This is a genomic window from Vibrio sp. OPT18 (assembly GCF_015163615.1).
GTDB lineage: Bacteria > Pseudomonadota > Gammaproteobacteria > Enterobacterales > Vibrionaceae > Vibrio > Vibrio coralliirubri.
In genome coordinates this window covers 140,865-148,057 of record NZ_JADDYK010000092.1, presented here as the reverse complement: position 1 = coordinate 148,057, position 7,193 = coordinate 140,865, and the positions used below count along the sequence as shown (strand labels likewise).

Genomic DNA, 7,193 nt, shown 5'->3' with positions numbered 1-7,193 from the left:
TGAAAGAGCTAGCGCAAGCTGAGCCTGATATCGATGCGCTCTTACCCTGGAACTTCAAACATTAGCAAGTTCGCCCTGTGGGTTCATGGGGCGGATACCTTTGAGAGACCAGCGCCTATATGTGTAATAGTTATCTGCATGAATCTTAAGTCACGGCATTTTGGTGATCTTTGCGGCTTTGAATAAAGGGAGAGGATGGAGATGAACACATTAGTCAGAGAGGGGGCCTTTAAAAGGCTCATCCAGTTAGTTGGCTATGTTTTGATTATCGTGTTGAGCAATAGTCGACTCTCCAATGCTCAAAGCATCGAGTTTCCTACTTGTGCGAAGAGAGAGGCTTTGAATACAGAGATCCATCTTTATGTTGATGAATCTGTATTAGCAGAATATTCCAAAGCATTTGTTGCCTCTAAAATAGCGACATGGGAAAGCTATTCGAATCTGGTGTTGAAAAACTCCTGCATCCCTATGACGAGAAAAGTCACCAAGGTGATTTATACGTCTGAAATCGACAGCCTTTGGTTTCAAGATTTGGGCGCAGCAGAGAGGTTATTAAAACTCTCGATGGAAGAACCGATTCCAGAAACAACAGGAGACGGCGTCCCCATTTTTACTGGGATAGTATTTTCTAATTATAATTTTAGCTTTGAGTCTGATTATTGTGGTATGTCATCTTCGGTATCCTACTTTTTTTCTTTAGCGATAAACTGCCCTGATTACTTAATGGAGCATGAAATTGGCCATTTAAGTGGTGCTAATCATGACTATAAAACGTTATTGAAAGATTTTGATAGTATAGAAAGTTACATTTCTGGAACGTATCCAAGAGCGCCTCAATATTCCTTCGGTGCAATTTGTGCTGACAGAGGGACAGTGATGTCTTATGAGCGAGATGTTATACCTGCATATTCCAGCCCGGACATCAGAGTGGATGGCATAAAGTGCGGGGATAGCAAATACCACAATAATGCGAGAGTGCTTAGAGAGTTCGCACAAGCTTATTTAACCCTATGATTGCCTAGTTGCTAGATTGGTAGTGATCCGATTTAGTTACTTTATTATTAATGATTATTATGAGATTAATGACTGCTGTGGTCGCGACTAATCCCTCTAGAAATTAGACCAAGAACCATACCTAAGCACCAAACCAAGGAGAGAAGATGCAAGTAACTATTAGGTCCGCCATACCAAGCGAATTGGCCGCCATTTATGCATTGGTTATCTCAAACGATGAGTGGACGAAGTTTAACGGCCCTTATTTTCCATACTCACCGCCATCACTAGAAGAGTTTGAAAGCCGTTCGTTTCAACGGTTACTCAATGGGTCTGACTTACAGTTGGTGGTTGTAGACGATGTGCCTGTAGGTACTGTCAGTTGTTATTGGGAGTGTGAAGAGACACGTTGGCTTGAAGTCGGAGTAGTCATTTATAACTCCGACTATTGGGGGAAGGGTATTGCTGCGTTAGCTCTTCCTCTTTGGGTATCTTACCTATTCGAAAACAAGCAGATAGAGCGTGTCGGTTTAACCACTTGGTCGGGTAATCCGCGGATGATGTCACTAGCCCTCAAATTAGGCTTCCAGCAAGAAGCTAGGCTAAGAAAAGTGCGTTATTACCAAGGCGAGTATTATGACTCGATTAAGTATGGTCTATTGCGTTCTGAGTGGCTGGAAAGCAAATAGCCATAATTTGAGTTAGCTTGTTGTTTTACTGAACTTTATAAGTCGTGTAGTTCAAAGTGGTCACTTGTGATCTTTAAATCTAAGACGGGCGTATTTCTTCCAGTTTATAAAGGAAGAGTATGCATGATGCTATCTAAAGAGAATGAATCAAGAATTATCGAAATGGCGTGGGAAGACAGAACGCCGTTTGAAGCAATAGAACTGCAATTTGGTTTGAATGAATCGCAAGTGATTCGTTTTATGCGTAGCCATCTCAAGCTTGGCAGTTTTAAGCTGTGGCGTTCACGTGTTTCTGGGCGCTCGACCAAGCATGTAAAACTACGCAGTTCGGACGTTTCGAGAGGTTATTGTCCGACTCAGTACAAGCACCGCTAGATAGGGACTTATTTAGTCAGCCCAATGACATTTCATTATGGAATAAGAAAGGTGGCGTAGTGCACTGGACGCACAAAGACCCTCGTAATCATCACACTCATGGTTGGTTGAAGCATAACGGGAAAGTATACGAGTAAACACCTCCGAGACTTTTCCCTTCATGGCTATAAAATAAAAAGGAATTTTGATGTTTAAGCTGGAAACTGACAGTTTGATTCTTCGAGATATGAGTATCGAAGACGAGTGTGCCTTTGTTGCGATCTCTCAAGACGCAAAGTATCAGCGTTTCTATGATGAAAGTGATTGCGAACCTGACAAATATCGAGAGCTAACTCAGTTGTTTGTTGCACAGGCTTTGGAAGTTCCGCGGCAGTCTTTTCAATTAGCGGTTGAAAGCAAAGACTCGGGGAAGTTTATTGGAACCGTTTGTTTACGTCTTGAAGGCAACCTACAAGCTTCAATGGGTTGCGCTTTCTCAAGGGAAATTCAGGGAAAAGGGCTTTCTATAGAAGCGGCTGAAGCGCTCGCTAATTTTGGGTTTTCAGAGTTGGGCGTGCAACGCATCTACGCCGAAACCATCAGTAAGAACTTAGCAGCAATCAAATTGTGTCAGTCACTGGGAATGAAAGAAGAAGCGCGCTTTGAGGATCATCGATTTTTCAAAGGTAAGTGGTGGGATACTGTGAGGTTGGAGGTTGTTCGATCTGATTGGAAAAAGGCTTAGTGATGGGAAGTGGCATGCAGAAGCTAGATAAAGGGCTCGATAAAGACGGATTTATTCAAAACCTTTATTCGCCAAAGAATATTGCGCCTGAATTTCAAGAAGTGGTGATAGTAGTCATTGATTCGTTGTTAAAAGAACTCCCAGATCAAATAGATGGCATCTACTTGTATGGAAGCGTGCCTCGAGGAACGGCCATTATTGGTCGCTCTGATTTGGATGTCTCTATTGTACTCACTACGCCTATTGGCCAAAAAGAGAAGGGAGTATTTAAGCACCTTTCTGACACCATTCCCAAAGCATATCCGCAAGTGAGCAAGCTTGATATCGATCCTGGCTTCCTGCGCGATGTTCTGCAACCCACGGAAAAGTATCACTGGCACTTTTGGATCAAGCATTGCTGCTGTTGTGTTTGGGGGAATGATTTATCTAATGAGTTCCCACTATACAAACCAAGCATTGAAATCGCCCAAGCGCTTAATGGCGACTTGTCTACTTTTCTTGAGCAAATGAGTTCGTCTTTTCAAACAATGGCTGGTGGGGATGTCGCTAAGGTGATTGGCAAGAAGTTAGTGCGTGCAGCGTACTACTTTGTGGCTGAGAAAGACGGAAGTTGGTACACCAACCTGAGCCAGTGCGCTGTAGTAGCCAAGCGCTATTACCCTAATCAAAGCGACGATATTGAGCTAGCGTATCAATATGCTCTTGGAAACTTGATATCTAAAACAGAAGCTTTTGAATTGTGTGAAAGGCTGAGCAAAGAGCTTGTTGTAAATTAAGCATTAACACAAGCTAGAACAGCAAACTTAACTACCGTTGTTACGGTTTTAGGAAAATTAGATGGATATCCACGAGTGTGTTTCTTTTATCTTACTAAAGGAGTCACAAGTCTTGTTAGAAAAGCGCAGCGAGTCTAAGGAGACGGATCCCTGCTTAATTACTATACCTGGCGGTCATATTGAGCATGGTGAGAATCAGGTGCAGGCGCTGTTTCGTGAACTTGATGAAGAGCTTAATATTGTCCCCATTGATTATAAATACTTGTGCTCACTTTACCACCCAACAACAGAGCTCCAGTTGATTCACTACTTTGCTGTGACTCAGTGGAAAGGAGATATCACAGCTCAAGAGGCTGATGATGTTGCGTGGTATTCACTAGGTTCAGCTCCTATTGGTATAGCAGCCGATGGTATTGCTTTGAAAGAAGTGGAGCGGGTGGGTAGGTATCTTTAGTTTGGCTTCGATAACATGTTTACGACTTTTTTGAGGGCACAAAAACGGTGAAACCCCGATGTTGGTAGTAATCTTAGCTGTATAATATTGATTTATATGAATTTCATGTGTTTAGAGCTGGTGGTTAAGCTCTAATTGGCCTAAAAAACGGTTAAAAAGGCCAATGAAATAGTCAAATAAAATCAATGTATTAGCAACTCGGTACTACTGTATTAGTCCACCCTAAAGTGGGCTTGAAATCGATTCGTTGAATCGTTTTACGCTTCGGGAATCCTTTTCGTTAATTGCTGCGCAAATAGAATGTCACTGAAAAAATCGTGCATAGTTTTTCTACCAGTAGATGAGAAATCTTAATTTTCATGTAGTGAGAAAGGTAAGGAGAACGACATGGCGACGCGTAAAATCAGACCTAGACAATTTATTGATGAGTTTTACCCTGATTCAGGGATATGCAATACCACCATCATAAACTGGATTAAACACGGCAAGCTTGAGGGCACTAGAACGCCAACGGGCCGATATTTAGTTTGTGTTGACGACGAGATAGGGAACCCTGCAGACAGGGTGAGTGAACTTCTGAGATTCTTGGAGTCATAAATGGTTGGTAGAGCTAGAAGCAAAGAAACGGCTCATTACCCTCCATTCTTGGTGAAAATGAGCCATAGGGGTCAATCTCGATTTCGGTTTACAACCGTAGATGGTGTGAAGAAGCTATTTCCTATCGGGACTGTAGAGCAAGAAGCGATACAAGCTGCGCATGTTTATAACTTGCAGTATCGCCCTGAGCTAGGAAGCGCGTTTTCACTTTCAGAAATGACCCCATTTCGCAAAGCTGTCTCTAAAGGTCGCAAGGATAAATTCAATCGGCCTTTAAAAGATTGGCTTCCATTAGTGTTGTCTCGTGTGAAGAAAGAAGAACGGCTTTCCAAAGACGTTTATCGAAATTTGGAGAGGGACTGTTACCGCCTTGATGAGTTCATGGGGCGGTTGCCAACCAAATCGATCAAGTTACAGCACATCAATGAGTTCCTTTCGAAATACTATTCAGAGTTAAGTAATCGTCAGCTCAACAATAAGATCAGTAATCTTAAAAAGGTGTTTTCCTATCTTGCTGATGAAAGTGCTATTGAGAGTAATTTTGTACTAAATAAAAAACAGCGTCGATTGACCAGAGAAGATTACACCAAAGCTCGCCACGACCTAGATATCGAAAACTACCAAAAGGTCTACGATGCAGCGCCACTGTTTCTTAAGGTAGCAATGAGCCTAACTCTTGAGACGACTCATGCTGTGAGGGAGATCTATAGGCTTCGTTATCGGATATACAAACCACGGGAAGGCGTTTGTGGGATTCTTTGGAACCCTGACAAAGAGGTGGAGTATGTTGATGGGCATGCTGTGTATGGAATGCTTTATGTTCATCGAGAGAAGGTGAAAAAGTCCGATGCTTCCACTGTTGCTATTCCTGTCACTCAAACGATTAAAGACATTGTCGATCTCTCCAAAACATCGAGATTGATTTGCCCTTATATCGTTCATCGTAAGCCCAAACAGCAGCAACGTGGTATTTCAAAAGAGACCGACCATCTTTACCAAGTACATCACCACAATATAAGTAAAGAGTTCAGTAAGGTTCGAGATTCTTTAGGGCTTTATAGCCACCTAAAGAAATCGCTAAGGCCGACCTATCATGAAATTCGGGGACTAGCTGCACGAATGATTGAACAGCAAGGGCAGAGTGCTACTGAGCGAATGGCGCATGCGAACGCTAAAACAACAAAAATCTATACAGGCACAAGTGACATTATTTGGCACCAAGTACCACCTGTTGAGGTTATGCCGAAAAGTGGCCAGAAGTGATTTTTGTCAGGTGTTTAGTTTTGGAAGAATTCGGAATCCGAATTTGATAAAGGGTCGACTTACTCTATTAACTTTAATTTGAATCTATGCACATTGTATTGACTAGAAAACGGTTAATGAATACAGTCAGATATAGGTTATGCGCGACCTATCAGCTCACGGATGAAGCGAAAGCAGCGCGAAGTGAATTATCACTTCATCGATTTTGTATCTTTATTACGGTTCGTGAGCCCGTAACTCTAATAGGATGCTTAATCATGCTTAAATACCCATCAGTGAGCCAATCTGAGGCCCACGCAAAGTACATTTCAAAAGCTTTAAAGATCAAGCTCAGTTTTGCAAGAGAAGCTGTCGCATTTATGTATGGCTGTGACAATTTTAAAGAGTTATGCAGTAGCTCTGATCTAGAGATGCTCGACAGTAATAACAAATACTTGGCAATTCCATACAAGCAGGACTTAGAAACATTGGAGCTCTTGTTGCAACCTCACTTACCTGCTATTCGTGCTCACTTGAACCCCAATATCCATTTGGATTGTTCCGTATTGGCGTTAGTAGTAAACAACAGACTAAATTGTATACCTCATGATGCTGTGAACCATCTCCTTTCATTGGGGGACTCTTTTGATTGGAGCGATGCGAAATCTATCATCAATGAACTCGAATTTGTTGATGATACTGTATCGATAGTACTGGCAAGTCGAATTGCCATGAATAGAGTCAAAAACAAAGTAAACCCATGGATAGAGTTTTCATCGTTCGGTATCAGAGCATATGGTTACTATAACTTCTCCGGTAAAACCGTTTGTATTGAGATGCGTGAACTCGACATTATGTTTAAGTATCCGAATGGATATAGAGATATTTCGAGCCGTAAATGGATTGGTGACTATGTCATTGGTTTTTTAGGAGTGCTTGCCAAGCAGTTTGAAACCTTAGGGTATACAGGCGAAATAAAGCTTTTAAATGTTAACTTTCCAATAAACTTAGCAAATGAGATGAACACCCTAAGGGATGAGGTGAGAAGTGCTGATCTAATACGTGGAGTAAAAGTTCCACTTGATGTTTTGATAAATCAAAATGATCCACAAAACATCTGGCTAAGAGAAAATCTAGTAAATGAAATAGGTTAATACCAATCTCATAAAGCTAAAATACTTCAGTCGAAATAGCTCTATTGTAGAGGCCGAATATGAATATATTCGGCCTTTTTTACGCCTAGCCAAAAGGGTATCTAGTCCTGTCACTCCAAAATTTTGGGGAGTGACAGGACGGGCAGCGCACACCAATAGGGGCCTATGAGCAAATTATCGGAATTGGAA

9 protein-coding genes and 1 pseudogene are annotated in these 7,193 nt (G+C 41.8%); all 10 read left to right on the top strand.

The features are described from left to right. The first annotated feature begins 201 nt into the window (after positions 1 to 201). Positions 202 to 1,014: a hypothetical protein gene (locus IQQ51_RS23645; RefSeq protein ID WP_061039467.1), complete on the top strand. Its 813-nt coding sequence runs from the start codon at positions 202 to 204 to the stop codon at positions 1,012 to 1,014. A 146-nt stretch (positions 1,015 to 1,160) separates the two neighbouring features. Next, positions 1,161 to 1,682 carry a GNAT family N-acetyltransferase gene (locus IQQ51_RS23640; protein WP_193842264.1) on the top strand — a complete coding sequence of 174 codons (522 nt, stop codon included), beginning with the start codon at positions 1,161 to 1,163 and terminating at the stop codon, positions 1,680 to 1,682. Positions 1,683 to 1,805: 123 nt separating this feature from the next. Then, the gene (locus IQQ51_RS23635) at positions 1,806 to 2,057 is read left to right on the top strand and encodes a TIGR03643 family protein (protein WP_086970286.1); all 252 of its coding nucleotides are present in this window, start codon (positions 1,806 to 1,808) and stop codon (positions 2,055 to 2,057) included. Positions 2,058 to 2,095: 38 nt separating this feature from the next. After that, positions 2,096 to 2,194: pseudogene (locus tag IQQ51_RS23630) on the top strand (DUF3465 domain-containing protein); the annotation flags it as partial. Between the two features lie 50 nt (positions 2,195 to 2,244). Continuing rightward, complete coding sequence (locus IQQ51_RS23625) at positions 2,245 to 2,781, top strand: GNAT family N-acetyltransferase (protein ID WP_193842263.1); 537 nt, start codon at positions 2,245 to 2,247, stop codon at positions 2,779 to 2,781. 14 nt (positions 2,782 to 2,795) lie between these two features. Further along, positions 2,796 to 3,557: a nucleotidyltransferase domain-containing protein gene (locus IQQ51_RS23620; RefSeq protein ID WP_193842262.1), complete on the top strand. Its 762-nt coding sequence runs from the start codon at positions 2,796 to 2,798 to the stop codon at positions 3,555 to 3,557. Positions 3,558 to 3,618: 61 nt separating this feature from the next. After that, on the top strand, positions 3,619 to 4,011 hold the full coding sequence (locus tag IQQ51_RS23615) for an NUDIX hydrolase (protein WP_193842261.1): 393 nt from the start codon (positions 3,619 to 3,621) through the stop codon (positions 4,009 to 4,011). Positions 4,012 to 4,398: 387 nt separating this feature from the next. Beyond that, complete coding sequence (locus IQQ51_RS23610; protein ID WP_010434910.1) at positions 4,399 to 4,608, top strand: hypothetical protein; 210 nt, start codon at positions 4,399 to 4,401, stop codon at positions 4,606 to 4,608. Further along, on the top strand, positions 4,609 to 5,871 hold the full coding sequence (locus IQQ51_RS23605; RefSeq protein ID WP_050634626.1) for an integrase: 1,263 nt from the start codon (positions 4,609 to 4,611) through the stop codon (positions 5,869 to 5,871). A gap of 257 nt (positions 5,872 to 6,128) precedes the next feature. Beyond that, positions 6,129 to 7,004 carry a hypothetical protein gene (locus tag IQQ51_RS23600; protein ID WP_052879912.1) on the top strand — a complete coding sequence of 292 codons (876 nt, stop codon included), beginning with the start codon at positions 6,129 to 6,131 and terminating at the stop codon, positions 7,002 to 7,004. Positions 7,005 to 7,193 lie beyond the last annotated feature (189 nt).

Bases quoted from the DNA above. Each gene is read 5' to 3' on its own strand.
- IQQ51_RS23645 (WP_061039467.1), top strand. From the start codon at position 202: ATGAACACATTAGTCAGAGAGGGGGCCTTTAAAAGGCTCATCCAGTTA.
- IQQ51_RS23640 (WP_193842264.1), top strand. From the start codon at position 1,161: ATGCAAGTAACTATTAGGTCCGCCATACCAAGCGAATTGGCCGCCATT.
- IQQ51_RS23635 (WP_086970286.1), top strand. From the start codon at position 1,806: ATGATGCTATCTAAAGAGAATGAATCAAGAATTATCGAAATGGCGTGG.
- IQQ51_RS23625 (WP_193842263.1), top strand. From the start codon at position 2,245: ATGTTTAAGCTGGAAACTGACAGTTTGATTCTTCGAGATATGAGTATC.
- IQQ51_RS23620 (WP_193842262.1), top strand. From the start codon at position 2,796: ATGCAGAAGCTAGATAAAGGGCTCGATAAAGACGGATTTATTCAAAAC.
- IQQ51_RS23615 (WP_193842261.1), top strand. From the start codon at position 3,619: ATGGATATCCACGAGTGTGTTTCTTTTATCTTACTAAAGGAGTCACAA.
- IQQ51_RS23610 (WP_010434910.1), top strand. From the start codon at position 4,399: ATGGCGACGCGTAAAATCAGACCTAGACAATTTATTGATGAGTTTTAC.
- IQQ51_RS23605 (WP_050634626.1), top strand. From the start codon at position 4,609: ATGGTTGGTAGAGCTAGAAGCAAAGAAACGGCTCATTACCCTCCATTC.
- IQQ51_RS23600 (WP_052879912.1), top strand. From the start codon at position 6,129: ATGCTTAAATACCCATCAGTGAGCCAATCTGAGGCCCACGCAAAGTAC.